This is a genomic window from Nocardia sp. 852002-20019_SCH5090214 (genome assembly GCF_001665865.1).
GTDB lineage: Bacteria > Actinomycetota > Actinomycetes > Mycobacteriales > Mycobacteriaceae > Nocardia > Nocardia nova.
The window spans coordinates 1-18945 of the sequence record NZ_LZMK01000334.1 but is presented as its reverse complement, the minus strand read 5'-3'; the positions used below and the strand labels follow the sequence as shown (position 1 = coordinate 18945).

Here is an 18945-nt window from a genome sequence, read left to right as displayed (position 1 = left end):
GGATACGATGACGTGGTGGAGACGCGGGAGTTGCGATACTTCGTCGCCGTCGCCGAGGAGTTGCATTTCGGGCGAGCGGCACAGCGACTCGCCATGGCGCAACCACCGCTGTCACGGGCGATCCGACAGCTCGAACGGCGGCTCGGCGTGGTTCTGCTGCACCGCACCACTCGCTCGATCGCCCTGACCGAGGCCGGGGCGGTGCTCTTGCGGGAGGCTCGTGCCGCGCTCGCCGCGGTCGACGCCGCGGAGCGCCGCACCCGCCGCGCGGCCGGTCGGCCCGGCGTGGTGCTGGCCACGAAGGCCGGAGCGTCCAGCGAACTGCTGTCGAAGTTGCTGGACGCCTACGCTGCCGAACCGGGCGCTGTCGCTGTCGAGGTGCTGCTGTGCGGGCCCGGCGAGCAGGAGGCGCTGCTGCGCGACGGCCGTGCCGACGTCGCACTGCTCCACCGGCCCTTCGACACGACCGCCGGACTCGACACCGAGGATCTGCACACCGAACAACAGGTTCTGGTCCTGCCCGCGGGCCACCCCCTCGCCCACCGGCCCCACCTGTCGTCGGCCGAGGTCGCCACCCTGACGGATCTGCCCCTGCCGCGCTGGCCCCGGCAGGACGGAAGCTATCCCGACGGCCCCGGTCCGAAGGTTCGCGACCACACCCAATTGGCCCAGCTGATCGCGCTCGGACGAACCTGCGCGGTCATGCCCGAGTCGGTCCGAACTCACCTACGCGACGATCACGCGATCGTGCCGGTGCCGGACGCACCGGCGGTCACGACCGTCATCGCCTGGCCGCCACACAGCAGATCCAAGGCCGTCGCCGACCTCGTCCGCACCGCGACACGTCTCTGACCGACACCGCGATTCCGCGGCCGCCTCAGCCACGAATATGCGCCGACCGGCGTATCGGTCGGCGCCACAGTCGTTTCCGGTCTCGATTCGAACGGCCGGCCCCAGGTTCAGAAGCACCACACCCAATCGGCGGACCCGGGCAACGGAATGGTGATGCAGATGGCGATCGGTTTCGCCGTGGTATCGGAAGCGCTGTCGGCGGAGGCGATGGGCGCCGCCACGGCGCCGAGCGACATGACTGTCGCGGTGGTAGCGAGGACTTTCGCGGGACCAACGTCGCTGATCAATTCCGCTAAGAGCCGCTGTGATCTCGGTGTCCGAGGCCGCCCCGATGGATGGTGCTGCCGGTGATCGCTCCACCGCTGCGGTCGATGCTGCCGGAGCGGTAGATGGCGGGGGTGCGGGCGAGGCTCGGGAGCGGGGTGGCGTAACTACCGCCCGCGACGCGAGCACCGACCGCGGGGGCGACCACCCGATTGCGGGTCGAGTAGTAGTACCACATGGCAGCACCCACGGCACCGCCCGCGAGGCCGGCCGCGGCGTACTCGGCGGCGGTGGCATCGTCACCGACGTAGGTTTCCGTCGCATCGTCGCACTCGGTGTCGTCGACACGGACCCCGCTGACAGCGTCGGCACACACCGCGGCGTAGTCGTCGGCAACAGGCTCGATCGTGGTCGGCGCGACGGTGGTGGTCGGCGTGCTGAGTGTGCGCATCGGCGTCCACACAGTGGTCGGTGGTGTCGATGCGGTGGTCGGTGGTGTCGACAGGGTCGTCGTGCTCGTGGTTCCGGTGGCCGCGGGCGGATCGGGTAGTGCGCAACCAGCTGCCAGATACATCCCCGCGACTGCGGGAACCAGGATCAAAATCGGTGCTGTGCCGTGCTTTCGGTGAGTGCTCATCGGGCCGGGCCGTCCCCCAATCCAATCGAAATCGGAATCGTTCCCACAGCGGGTACGGCAGTTCGATCGGGTGCGCCGACAGGAGCGTTACCCGCCGGCTTCGTCGACCGGAACGCCGGCGGGCGACTCGATTCGAATGCGGGTATCGGTGGGGATTCACTCGGCACGCGGATGTGCGCCGCGCGTCAGCTCAACTCCGGCGGGGGTCGGTTTTGGTGTTCACTCGGTCGAACGCGTCACCGATGGCGGTGAGTTCTTCGGGGCTGAGCAGGTCGACGAAGGTGCGGCGGACCGCGGCTACGTGGCCGGGGGCGGCGGCGCGCAGGCGGCGCATACCTTCCTCGGTGAGGTGGGCGCGGACGCCGCGGCCGTCCTCTTCGCAGCTGGTGCGGCGGACCATGCCCTGGTCCTCCATGCGGCGGATCTGGTGGGTGAGGCGGCTGCGCGAGGAGAGCACGCCGTCGGCGAGATCGCTCATCCGCAGCGATCCGCCCGGAGCCTCGGAGAGCATCACCAGGATGCGGTATTCGGGCAGGCTCATATCGCTGTCGGCCTGGAGCTGGCGGTTGAGTTCCACCATCAGACGCTGGTGCCCGTCCATGAAGGCGCGCCACGCCCGCTGCTGTGCCGAGCTCAACCACGGCGGCGATGCCGGGTGACCACTCGGTTCGTAAGCCATGGCGCCATTCTATTGGGCCCGAATGGAAGCAATGTCGCCTGGTCAGCGACTTGCGGACAAGATCACCCGAATCGGATCCACAGCCGCACCCGTTCCAGCGCGGCGAGCACATAGAGTCGGGGTATGTACGCGGTGACATTGGACGGTTTCGGTGGACCCGAGGTGATCCGCTGGGCGGAGGTGCCGGATCTGCCGCCGCCCGGGCCGGGCGAGGTGGCGATCGACGTCGTGGCGGCCGGGGTCAATCGCGCGGATCTGTTGCAGCGCCAGGGTTTCTATCCGCCTCCCCCCGGCGCGAGCGACATTCTGGGCCTCGAAGTGTCGGGCGTCGTGGCCGAGATCGGCGAGGGCGTACGGGATCTGCGGCCGGGCGAGCGGGTGTGCGCGCTGCTGTCCGGCGGTGGCTACGCCCAGCGCGTGGTGGTCGCCGCGAGTCAGGTGCTGCCGGTGCCCGAGGGCCTGGATCTGGCTGCGGCAGCGGCACTTCCAGAGGTGGCCGCCACCGTGTGGTCGAATCTGGTGATGCGCGCCGGATTGCACGCCGGCCAACTGTTACTCGTCCACGGCGGCGGTAGCGGGATCGGCACCCATGCCATCCAGGTCGCGGTGAATCGCGGTGCGCGCGTCGCGGTGACCGCCGGTTCGCAATACAAATTGGATCGCTGCGCCGAATTGGGTGCGAGCATCGGAATCAATTATCGCGAACAGGATTTCGTGGAAGTCGTCGGCGAATTGGGTGGCGCCGATATCATTCTCGACAATATGGGCGCGAAATACCTGCCGCGCAACGTGACCGCCCTCGCCGAGGACGGGCAGCTGTGCGTGATCGGCATGCAGGGCGGAGCGAAGGGCGAGCTGAATCTGGCGGAGCTGCTCGGGAAGCGCGGCACCATCCATGCCACCAATCTGCGTAAGCGGCCGGGCACCGGGCGGTCGAGTAAGGCCGAGATCATCGCGGAGTTGCGGCGCCATCTGTGGCCGCTGATCGCGGAGGGCGCGGTGGTACCGGTGGTACATGCCGAGGTCCCGGTCACGGAGGCGGCGCACGCCCACGAACTGCTCGATTCGGCCGAGACCGTCGGCAAGGTGATCCTGCGCATCGACGAGGCGTGAACGCCCGCTGTGCCCGTCGGCGACCGTGCGCCGGACGGCCGCCTACTTCTCCAGCGAGTTCAGCGCCCGGCCGAGCTGTTCGATCTCGAATTTCGTTGTGTAGGGCGCCAATCCGAGGGTGACCGCGCCGCCCTCGTCGTTGACGCCCAGCGCGTCGAGCAGGCGGCTGCCGCCGTGTGCGCCGCTGACCGTGCCGATGCGGTGATCGGCGAGCTCGGCGGAGATCTTCTCCGCCTGCATCCCCGCGATGGTGAAGCTGACCGTGGGAATGCGGGTGGAAGCACGGCCGATCACGGTCAGATCCGGGACCGCGTCGAGCACCTCCATGAGATGTTCGAACAGCTGGTCGTGATAGTCCTGCAGCGAGGTGATCGAGATCTCCAGCCGCTCCCGGCGGCTACCGGTGGCCTGTTCGTCCAGTCCGGCGAGATAGTCGATGGAGGTGGTCAGCCCCGCCAGCAACGCGTACTGATGTCCGCCGACCTCGAGCCGCTCGGCGCCCTTGGCGTAGGGATTGAGCGACATCGAGGGAATGCGATCCAGGAATGCCGGATCACGGAACACCAGCGCGCCGATCTGCGGACCACCCCAGGCCGGCGCGGAGACAGCGACGACGTCGGCGTTGAGTTCGTCGATGTCGATCAGGGCATAGGGCGCCGCGCCGAAGCAGTCGGCCACCAGCAGTCCGCCCACCTCGTGCACCCGGTCGGCGGCGACCCGGACCGCGGGCGCGGAACCGACGATCGGCGAGGCGGCGGTGACGGCGACCAGTCGCGCGGTCGGGCCGATCAGTTCCTCGAACTGCCAGGCCGGCATCTCGCAGGTTTCGATCTCCACCTCGGCCCAGCGCACATGGGCGCCGTAGCGGTTGGCGATGCGCAGCCACGGGGCCACATTGGCCTCGTCGTCCAGGCGCGAGAGCACGATGCCGGTGCCGAGCCCGAGCCGCGAGCTCAGCGATTCGGCCAGCCATGCCAGCAGGACGGCCCGGTCCGGGCCGAGGACGACACCCGCCGGATCGCCGCCGACGAGATCGGCGACCGCCTCCCGGGCCGCGTCGAGAATGGCACCACTGCGGCGCGCGGCGGCATGACGATTGGTATGCGAAAAAGCAGAGGTCCGGAAACCGGTTGACACGGCGCGCGATACCGAATCCGGGACCAGCATCCCTGCCTGGGGGTCCAGATGGATCCAGCCGTCGCCCAGGGACGGTATCAACCCCCGAACCCTCGCGACGTCGTAAGTCATGCTGGCCACTCTAAGGGCAGCGGGCAAGTCGGCGGAACCGTGCGCCGACCCAATGCGATATCACGCGACATGGCAACCGACTTTCACAAACCGAACCACACACGAGGCGGACAGAACCGCAACAGAATACTTCCGCCCGAAATCGGACCGCATACCCCGTTCCGGCACCGGGCCCCCACCGGGCGATGCGTCGTTCACTTAGCGCTCGGCGCGGGAAGCAGACATCATGGATGCCATGACGCAATCGGACGGAGCACCGGATTCCATCGTGGTGATCGGACCCGAGGGGCGGCCGCTGGTCATTCCGGCCGGCGCCCAGGGTGAGGCGCCGTTCGCCGGGCAGGTGGTCGGCGAGGGCGAGACCGCCGCCGAGGGTGCGCAGACCGGCGGCGAGGAGTCGCTCGCCGATATGGTCGAGCAGCCCGCGAAGGTGATGCGGATCGGCACCATGATCAAGCAGCTGCTCGAGGAGGTACGCGCGGCTCCGCTGGACGATGCCAGCCGCAACCGGCTCAAAGAGATCCACACGACCTCGGTGCACGAGCTCGAGCAGGGTCTCTCCCCCGAGCTGCGCGACGAACTCGAGCGGCTCGCGCTGCCGTTCAGCGAGGAGTCCGTGCCGTCCGACGCGGAACTGCGAATCGCCCAGGCCCAGCTGGTCGGCTGGCTGGAGGGTCTGTTCCACGGTATTCAGACCGCGCTGTTCGCTCAGCAGATGGCGGCCCGCGCACAGCTCGAGCAGATGCGTCACGCTCTGCCGCCGGGTGCGCACATCCCGCGCGAGGGCGGACAGGGTGGATCGGTCACCGGAGGCGGTCAGTACCTCTGAACACCGCTGATCATCGGATAGGCTCGTGCCCCCACCGGCGGGGATCGGCTCTGCGCTACAGTCGTGCACTGTGCCAGCAGCTGCCCCTGCCGATTCGGCCACAGCCGAACGCCCGGCCGACGCCACGGTGCCCCTGATGTCGGATGCGCAAACATTCCCGCGGGCCTTCAAAGACCTCCGCGAGGGGTTCACTCAGCGTGAGCTGTGGCTACAGCTGGGTTGGCAGGACATCAAGCAGCGCTACCGGCGATCGGTGATCGGCCCGTTCTGGATCACCATCGCCACCGGCGTGCAGGCGGCCGCGATGGGTGTCCTCTACGCGGCGATCCTGAATCAGGACCTGTGGACGTATCTGCCGTATGTCACCGTCGGCCTGATCGTCTGGAACGTGATCAACGCCAGCATCCTCGAGGGCTCGGACGTGTTCATCGCCAACGAGGGGCTGATCAAACAGCTGCCCTCGGCGCTGAGCGTGCACGTCTATCGGCTGGTGTGGCGGCAGTTCCTGTTCTTCGCCCACAACATCGTGATCTATCTGGTCATGCTGGTGGCCTTCGGCGTCTGGGAACATCTGGACTGGTCCGTGCTGCTGGCGATTCCGGCGATCGCGCTGGTGTTCCTGAATTCGGCGTGGGTATCGATCGTCTTCGGCATCTTCTCCACCCGCTATCGCGACATCGCCCCGATTCTGGGCAGCATGACTCTGATGCTGTTCGTGCTGACTCCGGTCATGTGGACCACGAAGTCGCTGCACGACCAGGGCGGGGCGGTGAGCGAGCGGGCCAAGCTGGTCGAGCTGGTGCCGACCTACCACTATCTCGAGATCGTGCGCGCACCCCTGCTCGGCGATCCGGTGCAGGTGCGGTCGTGGCTGGTCGTCGGTGTGATCACCGTGGTCGGCTGGGCGGTGGCGATCCTGGCGTTGAAGCAATACCGTTCCCGCGTGCCGTACTGGGTGTAGAGGACGTTATGACCGGAGTAAGCATCGAAACCCACCAGGCGTGGGTGGAGTTTCCCATCTTCGACGCCAAGTCACGGTCGCTGAAGAAGGCGTTCCTGGGCAAGGCCGGCGGATCCATCGGGCGCAATCAGTCCGATGTGGTCGTGGTCGAGGCCCTGCGCGACATCACGCTGTCGCTGAAGGAGGGTGACCGGGTCGGCCTGGTGGGCCACAACGGCGCCGGGAAGTCGACGCTGCTGCGGCTGCTCTCGGGAATCTACGAGCCCACCCGCGGCACTGCGCGCGTGCGTGGCCGGGTGGCGCCGGTGTTCGACCTCGGCGTCGGTATGGATCCGGAGATCTCCGGCTACGAGAACATCATCATCCGCGGGCTGTTCCTCGGTCAGACCCGCAAGCAGATGCTCGCCAAAGTCGACGAGATCGCCGACTTCACCGAACTCGGTGAATACCTGAACATGCCGCTGCGCACCTATTCCACGGGTATGCGGGTGCGGCTGGCGATGGGCGTGGTGACCTCGATCGATCCGGAGATCCTGCTGCTGGACGAAGGTATCGGCGCGGTCGACGCGGAATTCATGAAGAAGGCCCGCAACCGGCTGCGCGATCTGGTGGCGCGCTCCGGAATCCTGGTGTTCTGCAGTCATTCCAACGAATTCCTGGCCCAATTGTGCGATACCGCAATGTGGATCGACCACGGCACGCTGCGCATGCAGGGTGATATCGAGGATGTGGTCCGCGCGTACGAGGGCCCCGAGGCGGGCGATCACGTGAAGCAGATCCTGCGTGAGCTCGAACTCGAACGCAATCCCGCATGACCTCCGCCGCAGACCCGGACATGGGCGGTCGAGCGCGGAGGGGGCATGTCCCGGAGAACAAGGATATGGACATGAGTGATCAGGCGGCCTCGTCCGCGGACAGCGGAGTGGCCCGGATCATCGCGGTGGTCGTGACCCACAAACGCCGGGAACTGCTGAGCGAATCGCTGAAAGTGCTCGCCGCGCAGACCCGCCCGATCGACCATCTGATCGTCATCGACAACGGCAACGAGCCCGAGGTCGGCGAGCTGGTGGAAGAACAGCCGATCGAATCCACCTATCTGGGTTCCGAACACAACCTGGGTGGTGCGGGCGGCTTCGCCCTCGGCATGCTGCACGCGCTGACCATGGGCGCGGACTGGGTGTGGCTGGCCGACGACGACGGCCGCCCCGAGGGCCCGGACGTGCTCGAGAAGTTGCTCGATTGCGCCGAGCGCCACGGCCTTTCGGAGGTCTCGCCGGTAGTGGCCGATATCGACGATCCGGATCGGCTGGCGTTTCCGCTGCGCCGCGGCGTGGTGTGGCGGCGGCTGCGGTCCGAACTCGGTGACGAGGACTTCCTGCCCGGTATCGCGTCGCTGTTCAACGGCGCCCTGATCTCCGCCGAGGCGCTCGAGGTGATCGGCGTGCCGGATCTGCGGCTGTTCGTGCGCGGCGACGAGGTGGAGGTGCACCGGCGGCTGGTGCGCTCGGGCCTGCCGTTCGGAACCTGTTTGCAGACGGCGTATCTGCACCCGAACGGGTCGGCGGAATTCAAGCCGATTCTCGGCGGCCGCATGCACACCCAATATCCGGACGATCCGGTCAAACGCTATTTCACCTACCGCAACCGTGGCTATTTGATGGCACAGCCCGGGATGCGGAAACTGCTACCCCAGGAATGGGCGCGGTTCTCCTGGTTCTTCCTCGTACAGCAAAAAGATCCGGCCGGTCTGCGAGAATGGTTGCGACTGCGGCGTCTGGGGCGACGCGAGCAGTTCCATAAACCCGGTTAGATCAGTGCTTTTCGCATGAGGAGGTAACGGCTGTGAGCAACCCCTACGGTGGGCAGCCACCCTATGGGCAACCATTCCAACCGAACGGTGCACAGCCGTATCCCCCGCCGCAGCCGAACGGTCCCTACGGCGCGCCGCCGCCGCACGGCGGTAGCGGAGCCGTTGCCGCACCGGGATATCCGCAGCCGCAGGCGGGCTCGCAGCCACCTATTCCCCAGCCGCACAACGTGTCCCAGCCGCATCAGGCGCCGGGGTGGGGCGCTCCCCCGGCTCCGCCGCAGCCCTACGGTCAGCCGCCGGCGAATCCGTACGGGGCGCAACCGTATCCCGGTCAGCAGCAGTTCAACGGCGGGCCGGCGCCCTACGGCGCGCCCAATCCCGTTGCGCCGCAAGGCCAATACGGGCCCTACGGCCCGGCGGCGCAGTTCCAGCCGCAGCCCGGACCGCAGGGCATCGTCGTCGACGCCTCGTACTTCCCGCTGGGATTCCTGCTCGCGCTGACCGGCCCGAAGATCATCGTCAACGGCATGGAGGTGCCGATGGCGAAGTGGGGACAAACCCACATTCCGGTCGGTCCCGGGCAGCACCACGTGCGAGTGGCGACCAAGTGGCTGTGGGATATGGGACCGGCCGAGACGACCGTGCCGGTCGCCGAGGGCCACAGCACCCACGTGTATTACAAATCGCCCGCTATCGCCTTCATCAACGGTGCGATCGGGCCGGTGCCGCAGGCGGCGCCGGGGGCGATCGTGTCCTACATCAGCCTCGGCGTGGTCGGGGTGTTCATCCTGCTGCAGTTGCTGATCGCCTGCTCGCTCTGATCGCGTAGCCCGGGAAGACGTAGGCCCGGAAAATACGTTGCGGCCCGCGCGGCGGGCTGTCATCGTTTGTACATCCGGTCGCGCACGCGACCGAGCCGAGTAGCGAGACACGAGAGGGTCGAGGAGGTGGAATACGTGAACGTCGACAGTCGGATTGTCGCGGCCGGAGCCCGGTATCGGACCGAGAAGCGCTCCGCCGCACGTATTTCCACTCTTCTCCCCATGCACTGAGCCCTTCGCGGGCTCGGTGCCCGACGAAGGATGTCTCCCCTCATGGTCGATTACGACCGTCTCATTCCTTACGGCTGGACCGCCGACCTCTCCGCCGCGTACACAGGACTGCTCGATACCGGCTGGGTCCCGGCCCGCGTGATCCGGATGGATCGCAGTGAATGCGATGTCGCGATGCCCGACGGGCTCGCGCGCGCCGACTGTCCGCGGGCGGATACCAACATCAACGGCCTGTGTACCGGTGACTGGGTCGCCGTCACACCGGCCGAAACCACCGCCGGCCCGGCGTTCACGGTACGAAAGTTGTTGCCGCGCCGCACGATTCTGCAGCGCGCGACGGTATCCGGACGTTCCGACGCGCAGGTGCTTGCCACCAATGTGGATACCGTCGCGATCTGTGTCGCCGCCGACGGTGAGATCGACCTGGGTCGCATCGAGCGGATGCTGGCCCTGGTCTGGGAGTCCGGCGCGCAGCCGCTGGTGGTGCTGACGAAATGCGATCTGTCGCCGGATATTTCCCTGTCCGAGGTGCGTGCCGCCGCGCCGGATGCGGCGGTGCTGGCCGTCTCGGCAACGACCGGCGCCGGTATGGATGTGCTGCGTGCGGTGGCGGCCGGAACGGTCGCGCTGATCGGATCGTCCGGCGCCGGCAAGTCGACCCTGGCGAATGCGATGCTGGGCGAGGAAGTCTTCGCGACGGACGGGGTTCGCGCCTCGGACAAGCGCGGGCGGCACACCACGGTCCATCGCGAGTTGCGGCCGATTCCCGGCGGCGGAACTCTGATCGACACACCGGGGCTCCGGGCGATCGGGCTCTGGGATGCCGAACAGGGTCTGGCCCGGACCTTCACCGATATCGAATCACTGGCAGCGCAATGCCGATTCTCCGACTGCGAACACCGCACCGAACCCGGATGCGCGATTCTCGGGGCCCTCGAAACCGGCGAGCTGCCGCAGCGACGACTGGACAGTTACCGCAAACTGCAGCGCGAGAACGACCGGCTCGCCGCTCGCAGCGATGCGCGGTTGCGAGCCGAACGAGAGCGGGTGTGGCGCGACATCAGCAAATCGCAGCGGCGAATGTACAAGGAACGTGATCCTCGTCGCCATCGGCGCTGACCGGCTATGCAACTGGTTGCATAGCCTCGCTCGGTGCCCTACTGTGCGAATCGGGTAGTTCAGCACCCCGGCTCCTTCGGATCGCCGATCATGGAGACCGGGGTGATCGCACAGATGGGAGCAGGGATATGACCGAAGCTGGTAAGCCACTGGCCGGCCGCACCATGATCATGTCGGGCGGCAGCCGCGGCATCGGCCTGGAGATCGCCAAGCGGGCCGCCGCCGACGGTGCGAACATCACGCTGATCGCCAAGACCGACCAGCCGCATCCGAAACTGCCGGGCACGATCCACACCGCGGCCGAGGAGCTCGAGGCCGCGGGCGGTCGGGTCCACAAGTTCGTCGGCGATGTGCGCGACGACGAGGGCGTCGCCGAAGCCGTGCGTCAGACCGTGGAGCGGTTCGGCGGTATCGATATCGTCGTCAACAACGCCTCGGCGATCGATCTGTCGCCGACCGAAACGCTGTCGATGAAGAAGTACGACCTGATGCAGGACATCAACTGCCGCGGCAGTTTCCTGCTGTCGAAGACCAGCATCCCCGCATTGCGGGAATCCGCCGAGGCGGGCCGCAACCCGCACATTCTCACCCTGTCGCCGCCGCTGAACCTGGACCCGAAGTGGGCGGGCAGCTCGCTGGGTTACACCATCGCCAAGTACGGAATGTCGCTCACCACTTTGGGTTTGGCCGAGGAACTGCGCAAGTACGGCATCGGTGTCAACTCGCTGTGGCCGCGCACGACGATCGCCACCGCCGCGGTCCGCAACCTGCTCGGCGGTGAGGAAATGGTCCAGACCTCCCGCACCCCCGACATCTACGCCGACGCCGCGTACCTGGTCCTCACCTCTCCCGCCAAGGACACCACCGGCAACTTCTTCATCGACGACGAGGTGCTGAACGCGCACGGCATCACCGATCTGGACAAGTACCGCGTAGTCCCCGGTGACGGCCCGCTGACCACGGACCTGTTCCTGTAAGCCGGTCCGCACTCCGCGAACACGGTGGTGTTGCCACTACCGACAGCCCGATCCGACGCCGATAGGTTGGTGCTCGGGTCGGGCTGTCGACAGGAGTGCGAAAATGCCACAACGGTTTTCGGCCGTGCAGGGTAGAGTTCCCGGCAGCGATATCGAGGGGAGTTGATTCGCGATGGGGTACCGCTGGATTTTCGGCGTCGCGGTCGTATCGGCCGTTGCCGCGAGCACGCTGATCGGGGGCGCGGCCGGAGCATCGGCCGTCGAGGTCTCACCCGGTGTGTTCTGCGACCGGGCCGGCTGTCACAACGACAACGACGACACCTACCGGGTGGATGCCGAGGTGGTGTGCTCGGGTATGGGTGGCACCGCCCGGGGCACGGCGTGGGTGCCGCCGCACGGCGACGCCCGCATCAACGACGGATGCCCGCTGGTGAGCGGCCCCGGCCACTGGGAGACCCCGCCGCCCGAAGTGCAACCCGACGGCACCTGGAACCAGCCGCCGATGCGGTTCGTCCCGGACCCTCCGGAGCCGACCTACCCGACCTCGTACCGATATCTCGGCGCAGTGGTCGACAACAATCCACCGCCGCCTCCGACGGGCTCGTTCGGCCGCTGAACGCGGCGAATTCGCCGAGGCCCGCCCGGTGACGTACCGGGCGGGCACGCGAATCAGATGCCGTACAGCCGTTCCCAGTTCTCGCGGCTGGTCAGTTCCGGCGCGGCCGCCCGGTACTGCCGGCTCAGCTCCGGAAGTTCGCGGCGCAGCCGGCGCAGGACTCGGAGGGTGCGCAGCAGCAGGGCGCGCGCTTTCTCCTTGTCGCGCTGCCGGATTCGCACGCCGGACTGGGAGGCGTCGGTGACCACGACGTGGTCGAACAGCGCCAGGTGCCACCAGTGCGCATCCTCGCGGGTGACGGCCACGACGCCGTGCTGGGTACGCCCGGTCCACTGCTGGATCGCGCGCTTGACCAGCACCAGCAGCGGACGGCTCGGTTCACCGCCCGCGCGGCGGAGCTGGACATCCGACTGCCGGACCGGTGCGGTCGCGGCCGCGTGCTTCTTGGTCTCGCCGTAGTCGGCGCGGCTGGTGCGAGCGGTGGCCAAAGCCTGAATTCCGCCGTCGCGCAAGATCTTCGGGCCCTGCAGGAAGTCCTCGATGCCCTGCAGCGTGGTGTGCGCGAGGCCGTACTGCATACCCACCAGGTATTCGGCGATCTCACGGAACAGCTTGCGGGTCACCGCCTTCGGATCGAGATCGGTGTGCATGGAGCTGACGATGAGCGAATTGCGCATGCTGAAGTAGCGTGCCCAGTCGTCGAAATCCTTCCAGTAGAAGTCCGCGTGCCAGACCGCCGCATTCGGCAGCGTCACGGTCACGAATCCCGCCTCGCGGGCGCGGACGCCGTATTCGACGTCGTCCCACTGGAAGAAGATCGGCAGCGGCAGTCCGATCCGGGCCACCACCTCGGCCGGGATCAGGCAGGTCCACCAGGCGTTGTAGCCGGCGTCGACGCGGCGCTCCTGATTGCGCTTGAGCATGCTGGTGTTGCGCAACGCCTTGGGCACCTTCTGACCGTGCCGCAGCTCGTTCAGGTGCACCTCCTCGGCGCCGACGTTGAGATAGTCGGGGTTCAGCAGGAACAACATCTGCGCGCCGACCAGCGTCGGCTCCACCGTGAGATTGGCAAAGGCGTTGAGCCGCAACACCGTTTCGGGCTCGCAGAGGATGTCGTCGTCCATCAGGATGACGTCGGCGTGCTCGTTCGCCGCCGACACCTCGTACAGCCCGCGGGTGAATCCGCCCGCACCGCCGAGATTCGGCTGCCGGATGTAGCGCAGTTTGTCACCGAAGAGCGGCTGCGTCTGCTGGAACAGCTCCCGGTCCGAGACCAGGTCGGTGCCCTGGTCGACCACGTACACCGCGTCGATGGCGGCCAGCACTTCCGGATCGGAGGCGAGTGCGGCGACCGTGTGCGCGCAGTCCTCGGCCCGGTTGAAGGTGCAGATCGCGATCGCGACCGGGCGGACCCGGTCCGGAGCGGCGGCGGTCCAGGTGAGCTCACCGATCGCGAGTTCGCCTCCGACAGCATCGAATTCGACCCACAGCGCACCGCCGTCCACGTACTGGTCCAGCGGGGCCCGCAGGGTGACCGTCCCGTCGGAATCCACGTCCGCGGAGTCGATGATGCGCCGGTGCCCGGCGATATCGGAGGCGGCCAGCCGGATCCGGGCCCGGTCGCCGACCGCGACCCGCATCGAGACCTCGACCTCGGTCACCGTCGTCCAGCGCTGCCAGTAGCTGGCCGCGAACCGGCCGAAATAGGTGTTGGTGTGGGCGTGCGCGCCCTTTTCCAGCCGCAGCGACAGCCGTTCGCGATGCGATTTGCCCTTGACCACCGCATACAGTTCGTCGCTGATCTTGGGCGCCGGGCCGGTGAAGATGCCGCGGGCCAGAACCAGGCGGTCGGGGGCGCGGTGCTCGGTCCGCAGGGCGCCGGGTGCGGGCTCGGCGATCCGCGGAGCGTTCTCGGTTGCGGTCACGGCCTGGCCAGCCGACTGATCCATGGTGGAATCCCTCGTAAACAGTGTCCGATTGCGCCGAATACGGCGCGGGCGCGGTCAAGTGCGGGCTCGGTGCGAGCGATACCCATTATGTCCGTCTCATGTCGCGGAGTTCGACCGGAGGGCCGGTGATCGACAATTGCGAAGCACGATCACCGGCCCGACCGGGTGCGGGTGTCCCGCAAATCCCGATCCGAGCGGGACTCGGCGAAGACGAAAGTGTCGTAGGCCCAGTAGCGGAAAACCACCGCCACGATCTGGCCGATCAGGGTGCCGGAGATGTTGTCCGCCAGCGGGGAGGACAGGTGCAACACATATCGGGAGAATCCGAGGCACCCGAGCTGCAATCCGATGGCAACCACATTGAAAACGGTGTACAGCAGATATTCGCGAGCGGGACTGCCGCCTTGCTTGTGCGCGAAAGTCCACCATTTGTTGCCGAAATACGTGACCACCGTGGCCACCAGAATCGAGATGATCTTGGCGAGCAGCGGCGCCTGATTCAGAACGCCGTCGCCGCCCCAGAAGACCAGCACGTTGTAGGTTCCGGCGTCGACGAGAAAGCCGATCGCGCCGACCACCAGAAAGGCCGATCCCTGCCGCAAGGCGGTGACGACCTTGTGTCGCAAGCTATCGCCGGTTCGATCGACCGGTTCGGTCGCCGTCTCACTGCTGGCCACCCGGCGACGGTACCGCACCCGGGTTCCCCACCGCGTGACGCAGGTGGGAGTGCGGCTCGTCGGGGTGTGTTCGGGCGGCTCACAGCGGAGGCACAGGGCGCGAGGTCGGGGCGGGCACACCGGCCCGCAGCCGACACAGTGAGGGTTAGCGGGCGCGGGTCGGGCGCCGGCCTGTACCCTCCCGGTGTTCCGTATTTCATCGGCCGATCAAATGAGGGATTGACGGGGTGAACCCCACCGAGCTTCGCATCGCCGCAGTCGTGCCCTGCCACAACGAGGAGGCTGCGGTCGCCAAGGTCGTCACGGACCTCAAGGCTGCCGTGCCGGGCATCGACGTCTACGTCTACGACAACCGCAGCACGGACGCCACCGCCGAACGTGCCCGCGAGGCGGGCGCGATCGTGCGCACCGAGACCGTCAAGGGCAAGGGCAACGTGGTCCGGCGCGCGTTCGCCGATATCGAGGCCGATGTCTACCTGATGATCGACGGCGACGACACCTACGACGCCTTCGCCGCTCCGAAGATGATCGAGGCGCTGCTGTCCGGCCCCTACGACCACGTCCTCGGCGTGCGGAAAGAGGACGAGGGCACGCAGGCGTACCGCGCGGGCCACGAAGCCGGTAACCGCGTGCTCAACGGCGTGGTCGGCAAGGTGTTCGGCGAGAACGTCGAAGATATGCTCTCCGGCTACCGGGTGTTCTCGCGTCGCTTCGTGAAGAGTTTCCCCGCGGTGTCGCGCGAATTCGAGATCGAAACCGAATTGACCGTGCATTCGCTGCATCTGCGGGTGCCGCAGACCTCGGTGCGGGTGGGATTCCGCGATCGGCCGGAGGGCAGTGAATCCAAGCTGCGCACCTACCACGACGGATTCAAGATCCTGGGCCTGATCTTCGGCCTGGCCCGGCACGAACGCCCGGTCGCGTTCTACGGGCTGTTCGGGACGCTGGCCTGGCTGATCTCGATCATTCTGATCGTGCCGATCGTGATCCAGTTCTACGAAATCCACCAGGTGCCGCGGTTCCCGACGCTGTTCCTCGGCTTCACGCTGCTGCTGCTGGGCAGCCTGGCGTGGACCGCCGGTCTGATCCTCGACGGCATCCGCCGGTCCCGGCACGAGGCCGCCCGCCTCATGTACCTGCGGTATTCGGCCGTCGGCGTCGAAACGCCCGAGCAGGTCCGGCAGGCACACTGATGACGACCCAGGCCGACAAGGAGGCCTCTGACAGGCAGTCCTCCGGCCCCGGCGAGGTGACCGGTGAACCCGATACCGAGCAGCCGACGCGCGACGAGGTGAGCCGCGGAAGCAGCCGGGCCGACGAGGAGCGACGGCCCGCCGGTCCGCTCCGGCGCGCCTGGTCCCCCGTCGCACGCCACCTCGGACCGGCCGCGGCCGTGTTCGTCCTGGTGGCGGGCGTCTTCGGCATCGTGTTCGCGACCATCACGCCGCCGTTCTGGGGACATGACGAGATCACGCAGTTCGGCCGCGCGTATCAGGTGGCGCACGGCGGGTTCACCCCCGAACGGATCACCGACGACCGCGGCGTCTCCTACGGCGGCCAGATTCCGTTGAGTATCGACGGGCTGATGGGCTACGCCTTCACCGACTACAACCGTCACCCGACCGAGCCGGCCCCGCTCGCCGCCGACGAAACCGCCTACGACCGGCTGGGTTCTGCGCCGGTGACCACGACCGCGACCAAGCAGATGTGGTTCACCAACACCGCCGCCTACTCCCCACTGCCGTATGTGCCCGCGGCCGTGGGCATTCGGCTGGCGCAGGCCGTCGGGCTCGATGTCGGCGATACGGTGCTGCTCACCCGGCTGGCCGGATTGCTCGCCTATCTGGTGATCGTGGCATTCGCGCTGCGGGCGTTGCGGACGTTCCGGATCCAGTGGCTGGCCTTCACGGTCGCGGTGCTGCCGATCGCCCTGTTCCAGGCGGGTACGGTCACCGCCGACACCGTCACCAACGCCCTGGCCGTCCTGGTGTCGTGCCTGGTGGTGAAGGGCGTCTTCCTCGACACCCGGCTGACGAAGCCGGAGGTGGCGGCCGCGTTGGCGGCGACGCTGGCGCTGCCGCTGAGCAAGCCGACCTACGTCATCCTCGCCATGCTGGTGGTGCTGATTCCCGCCCGGCAGTACGGGTTCGGGAAGGTGCTGCGCTGGCTGCCGTGGTGTTTCGCGGCGCTGGGCGCGATCCTGTTCGCGGTATGGATGAAGATCGCCGCGCCGACCGGCGACGGTATGGGGCTGATGCGCAAGCCGGCCGAATGGCATTCGGTGCGTCCGGGCGATCAGCTGCACGAAATTCTTTCGAATCCGGTGCATTTCGCCAATACTTTCGGTGACAGCATCTGGTACCGGGACGAGAAATGGTTCACCCAATTCTTCGGCGAGCTCGGATTCGCCTATGTGGACGTTCCCGCGCTGTCGATCCTGGCCTGCCTGCTGGCATTGGCGGTGAGCGTCGGAATCGCGGATCGGCTGACCGGTAACCGGTGGCGCACCTGGATCGTCGCGCTCGCCGTACTGGCCAGTGTCGCGATGATCTACGTGACGCTGTACATGTCCTTCACGCCCGTGGGTTACTGGATGATCGACGGCGTGCAGGGGCGCTATTTCGTGCCGCTGGCGATCGCCGGATTCGCGGTGCTGCTGCGGTGGATGCCGTTGCGCCTGAGCGATTCCCGCGGCGTGACGCCGGTACGTGGACCGGCGATCACGGTGGTGGTCGCGACCGTGGTGGCACTGACCGCGGCCGCGATCAAATACAACGTCCTGATCTGGGGCTAGAGCACCTTTTCGCCGGCCGCCGCGTACGCGCGTTCGGTGTGTTCCTTCTGCGGGCGCCACCACGCCTCGTTGTCGCGGTACCAGGCGACGGTCGCGGCCAGTCCGGCCCGGAAATCGCCGTAATGCGGCCGCCAGCCCAGTTCGGTGCGCAGCAGGGTGGCATCGATGGCGTAGCGCTGATCATGCCCGGGCCGATCGGTGACGTGGTCGAAATCGCCGGGGTCCCGGCCGAATTCGGCGAGCAGCAACTCCACCACGGTCCGATTGTCCAGTTCACCGTCGGCGCCGATCAGATAGGTCTGCCCGATGCGTCCGCGCTCGAGAATCTCCCACACCGCGCGATTGTGATCGGTGACGTGAATCCAGTCCCGGATCTGATGTCCGGCACCGTAGAGGCGCGGTCGCACCCCGTCGATCAGATTGGTGATCTGGCGCGGGATGAATTTCTCCACATGCTGATACGGCCCGTAGTTGTTGCTGCAGTTGGAGATCGTCGCCCGCACCCCGAACGAGCGCACCCACGCACGGACCAGCAGATCGCTGGAGGCCTTGGTCGCCGAATACGGGCTGGACGGTTGGTAAGGGGTGTTTTCGGTGAACGCCGGATCGTCGGCTTCGAGGTCGCCGTAGACCTCGTCGGTCGAGATGTGGTGGTAGCGCACATCGTATTTGCGCACGGCCTCCAGCAGAGTGAACGTGCCGACGATATTGGTCTGCACGAACGACCGCGGCCGGGCCAGCGAATTGTCGTTGTGCGATTCGGCCGCGAAATGCACCACCGCGTCGGCTGTGGAGACCAGGCGGTCCACCAGACCGGAATCGGCAATATCGCCGTGTACGAACTCGATCCGGTCCTCGATCGGCGCCAGCGAGGCGCGATTTCCGGCATAGGTCAGTGCGTCGAGCACGGTGATGCGGACGTCCGGACGATCCGCCACGGTTTGATGGACGAAGTTCGCGCCGATGAATCCGGCTCCGCCGGTTACGAGCAATCGCACGATGCCACCCTAACGCGGGCGCGAATACGCGCTCCGAATCACCACCGAGTCACACCGGCCGCGCACATAGGTGTGACCTTCGTCACACTACATGCTTTATGTCCCTTTTGTTCGAATTGGAGGTGGTGTCCGAAAACCGCACGCATACTGCATGTTTCCGCAACCTGACAATCGGCAAGAACCCGACGGTGAACAGAATTTGAATGAACGGACACAACAGGTTCACCACTCGTTAGCTGACGTCGATTTCTATTTCTCATGTCCCAGAACCACTCTGTATCGAGGTTCCGCAGAAAATGATGATGAGGAAATTCGCCGCGACCGCCGCCATGCTGGTCGCCGCCGTCGGCGTCGCGGCCGGTACCGCGAA

The 18945-nt window shown here is 66.9% G+C and carries 18 protein-coding genes; 12 read left to right on the top strand and 6 right to left on the bottom strand.

What is annotated here, in order from left to right; genetic code table 11:
• The first annotated feature begins 15 nt into the window (after window positions 1-15).
• On the top strand, window positions 16-852 hold the full coding sequence (locus A5780_RS26465) for a LysR family transcriptional regulator (RefSeq protein ID WP_064909984.1): 837 nt from the start codon (window positions 16-18) through the stop codon (window positions 850-852).
• A 292-nt stretch (window positions 853-1144) separates the two neighbouring features.
• Here the strand turns inward: A5780_RS26465 and A5780_RS26460 are convergent, their stop codons facing one another.
• The gene (locus A5780_RS26460; protein WP_156769672.1) at window positions 1145-1690 is read right to left on the bottom strand and encodes a hypothetical protein; all 546 of its coding nucleotides are present in this window, start codon (window positions 1688-1690) and stop codon (window positions 1145-1147) included.
• Between the two features lie 253 nt (window positions 1691-1943).
• The gene (locus A5780_RS26455; RefSeq protein ID WP_030516842.1) at window positions 1944-2432 is read right to left on the bottom strand and encodes a MarR family winged helix-turn-helix transcriptional regulator; all 489 of its coding nucleotides are present in this window, start codon (window positions 2430-2432) and stop codon (window positions 1944-1946) included.
• Between the two features lie 123 nt (window positions 2433-2555).
• On the opposite strand from A5780_RS26455, the gene A5780_RS26450 reads away from it, so the two are divergent.
• Window positions 2556-3545, top strand: a complete 990-nt coding sequence (locus A5780_RS26450; protein ID WP_063010820.1) for an NAD(P)H-quinone oxidoreductase — start codon at window positions 2556-2558, stop codon at window positions 3543-3545.
• A gap of 42 nt (window positions 3546-3587) precedes the next feature.
• Here A5780_RS26450 and A5780_RS26445 read toward each other — a convergent pair whose 3' ends face one another.
• A complete protein-coding gene (locus A5780_RS26445) occupies window positions 3588-4793 on the bottom strand; it encodes a cysteine desulfurase-like protein (RefSeq protein ID WP_064909964.1) in 1206 nt (401 codons plus the stop codon).
• 235 nt (window positions 4794-5028) lie between these two features.
• Here A5780_RS26445 and A5780_RS26440 point away from each other — a divergent pair, with 235 nt between their 5' ends.
• The 8 genes from A5780_RS26440 to A5780_RS26405 all read left to right on the top strand — a co-directional run bounded on the left by A5780_RS26440 (window position 5029) and on the right by A5780_RS26405 (window position 12157).
• Window positions 5029-5622 (top strand): bacterial proteasome activator family protein, encoded by a 594-nt coding sequence (locus A5780_RS26440; protein WP_063010844.1) that lies wholly within the window; start codon window positions 5029-5031, stop codon window positions 5620-5622.
• A gap of 136 nt (window positions 5623-5758) precedes the next feature.
• Window positions 5759-6583: an ABC transporter permease gene (locus A5780_RS26435; RefSeq protein WP_064909962.1), complete on the top strand. Its 825-nt coding sequence runs from the start codon at window positions 5759-5761 to the stop codon at window positions 6581-6583.
• An 8-nt stretch (window positions 6584-6591) separates the two neighbouring features.
• On the top strand, window positions 6592-7398 hold the full coding sequence (locus A5780_RS26430; protein ID WP_036497055.1) for an ABC transporter ATP-binding protein: 807 nt from the start codon (window positions 6592-6594) through the stop codon (window positions 7396-7398).
• A 71-nt stretch (window positions 7399-7469) separates the two neighbouring features.
• Window positions 7470-8393: a glycosyltransferase gene (locus A5780_RS26425; RefSeq protein ID WP_063010842.1), complete on the top strand. Its 924-nt coding sequence runs from the start codon at window positions 7470-7472 to the stop codon at window positions 8391-8393.
• A 32-nt stretch (window positions 8394-8425) separates the two neighbouring features.
• The gene (locus A5780_RS42215) at window positions 8426-9214 is read left to right on the top strand and encodes a hypothetical protein (protein WP_082976741.1); all 789 of its coding nucleotides are present in this window, start codon (window positions 8426-8428) and stop codon (window positions 9212-9214) included.
• Between the two features lie 273 nt (window positions 9215-9487).
• Entirely contained in the window at window positions 9488-10564 is a 1077-nt protein-coding gene (gene rsgA / locus A5780_RS26415; RefSeq protein ID WP_064909960.1) for a ribosome small subunit-dependent GTPase A, read from the top strand.
• Window positions 10565-10692: 128 nt separating this feature from the next.
• Entirely contained in the window at window positions 10693-11541 is an 849-nt protein-coding gene (locus A5780_RS26410; protein ID WP_063010811.1) for an NAD(P)-dependent oxidoreductase, read from the top strand.
• A 172-nt stretch (window positions 11542-11713) separates the two neighbouring features.
• Window positions 11714-12157 carry a hypothetical protein gene (locus A5780_RS26405; protein WP_063010809.1) on the top strand — a complete coding sequence of 148 codons (444 nt, stop codon included), beginning with the start codon at window positions 11714-11716 and terminating at the stop codon, window positions 12155-12157.
• A gap of 53 nt (window positions 12158-12210) precedes the next feature.
• Here A5780_RS26405 and A5780_RS26400 read toward each other — a convergent pair whose 3' ends face one another.
• Entirely contained in the window at window positions 12211-14106 is a 1896-nt protein-coding gene (locus A5780_RS26400) for a glycosyltransferase (RefSeq protein ID WP_063010807.1), read from the bottom strand.
• Window positions 14107-14255: 149 nt separating this feature from the next.
• Complete coding sequence (locus tag A5780_RS26395) at window positions 14256-14783, bottom strand: GtrA family protein (RefSeq protein ID WP_063010840.1); 528 nt, start codon at window positions 14781-14783, stop codon at window positions 14256-14258.
• 227 nt (window positions 14784-15010) lie between these two features.
• Here A5780_RS26395 and A5780_RS26390 point away from each other — a divergent pair, with 227 nt between their 5' ends.
• Together A5780_RS26390 and A5780_RS26385 are read left to right on the top strand one after the other, a co-directional pair.
• The gene (locus tag A5780_RS26390; protein ID WP_063007002.1) at window positions 15011-15976 is read left to right on the top strand and encodes a glycosyltransferase; all 966 of its coding nucleotides are present in this window, start codon (window positions 15011-15013) and stop codon (window positions 15974-15976) included.
• Window positions 15976-17577 carry a DUF2142 domain-containing protein gene (locus tag A5780_RS26385; RefSeq protein WP_082976740.1) on the top strand — a complete coding sequence of 534 codons (1602 nt, stop codon included), beginning with the start codon at window positions 15976-15978 and terminating at the stop codon, window positions 17575-17577. The genes A5780_RS26390 and A5780_RS26385 overlap by 1 nt, the downstream gene beginning before the upstream one ends.
• Here the strand turns inward: A5780_RS26385 and rfbB are convergent.
• Window positions 17574-18575 carry a dTDP-glucose 4,6-dehydratase gene (gene rfbB / locus A5780_RS26380; protein ID WP_063010805.1) on the bottom strand — a complete coding sequence of 334 codons (1002 nt, stop codon included), beginning with the start codon at window positions 18573-18575 and terminating at the stop codon, window positions 17574-17576. The genes A5780_RS26385 and rfbB overlap by 4 nt on opposite strands.
• Window positions 18576-18945: the final 370 nt, after the last annotated feature.

Coding starts and splice junctions, on each gene's coding strand:
- A5780_RS26430 (WP_036497055.1), top strand. CDS start 6,592: ATGACCGGAGTAAGCATCGAAACCCACCAGGCGTGGGTGGAGTTTCCC.
- A5780_RS26450 (WP_063010820.1), top strand. CDS start 2,556: ATGTACGCGGTGACATTGGACGGTTTCGGTGGACCCGAGGTGATCCGC.
- A5780_RS26400 (WP_063010807.1), bottom strand. CDS start 14,106: ATGGATCAGTCGGCTGGCCAGGCCGTGACCGCAACCGAGAACGCTCCG.
- A5780_RS26455 (WP_030516842.1), bottom strand. CDS start 2,432: ATGGCTTACGAACCGAGTGGTCACCCGGCATCGCCGCCGTGGTTGAGC.
- A5780_RS26435 (WP_064909962.1), top strand. CDS start 5,759: ATGTCGGATGCGCAAACATTCCCGCGGGCCTTCAAAGACCTCCGCGAG.
- A5780_RS26410 (WP_063010811.1), top strand. CDS start 10,693: ATGACCGAAGCTGGTAAGCCACTGGCCGGCCGCACCATGATCATGTCG.
- A5780_RS26385 (WP_082976740.1), top strand. CDS start 15,976: ATGACGACCCAGGCCGACAAGGAGGCCTCTGACAGGCAGTCCTCCGGC.
- A5780_RS26445 (WP_064909964.1), bottom strand. CDS start 4,793: ATGACTTACGACGTCGCGAGGGTTCGGGGGTTGATACCGTCCCTGGGC.
- A5780_RS26425 (WP_063010842.1), top strand. CDS start 7,470: ATGAGTGATCAGGCGGCCTCGTCCGCGGACAGCGGAGTGGCCCGGATC.
- A5780_RS26405 (WP_063010809.1), top strand. CDS start 11,714: ATGGGGTACCGCTGGATTTTCGGCGTCGCGGTCGTATCGGCCGTTGCC.
- A5780_RS26440 (WP_063010844.1), top strand. CDS start 5,029: ATGACGCAATCGGACGGAGCACCGGATTCCATCGTGGTGATCGGACCC.
- A5780_RS26460 (WP_156769672.1), bottom strand. CDS start 1,690: ATGTATCTGGCAGCTGGTTGCGCACTACCCGATCCGCCCGCGGCCACC.
- rsgA (WP_064909960.1), top strand. CDS start 9,488: ATGGTCGATTACGACCGTCTCATTCCTTACGGCTGGACCGCCGACCTC.